General features: G+C 27.8%; 1 protein-coding gene. It reads left to right on the top strand.

Annotated elements, in window-relative coordinates; genetic code table 11:
• Positions 1 to 367 (top strand): N-formylglutamate amidohydrolase (locus J1M86_RS25630; protein ID WP_206511879.1); only part of this gene is annotated, 367 nt, incomplete at its 5' end.
• Positions 368 to 396: the final 29 nt, after the last annotated feature.

Genomic DNA, 396 nt, shown 5'->3' with positions numbered 1-396 from the left:
AATTATTGATTGTCATTCATATCCAAGTATCCCGTTGAAAAGAGATCTGAACAAGAATTCAAAACGGCCTGATTTTAATATTGGAACTGACGATTTTCATACACCAAAACATTTAATAGATTTATCAGTTGAGTTTTTTAAAAAAGCGGGATTTACATTAGGAATAGATTGGCCGTATAAAGGTTCTATTGTGCCTTTAGCGCATTTCAATAAAAATAAAAATGTTCAAACGATAATGCTTGAAATTAATAGAGCACTATACTTACAAGAGCCAACCAACAAAAAATCTGAAAAATATTTAGAAATAAAAAAGGTTACCAGCGAGTTTATAAAAACAATCAAGAAAAGTTTAATTGAAAATATATAGGATATAACTATTGTAGATTTAAGTGATTT

The organism is Rhodococcus sp. KRD197 (genome assembly GCF_017168235.1).
Lineage (GTDB): Bacteria > Actinomycetota > Actinomycetes > Mycobacteriales > Mycobacteriaceae > Rhodococcoides.
This window is presented reverse-complemented; position numbering and strand designations above follow the sequence as displayed.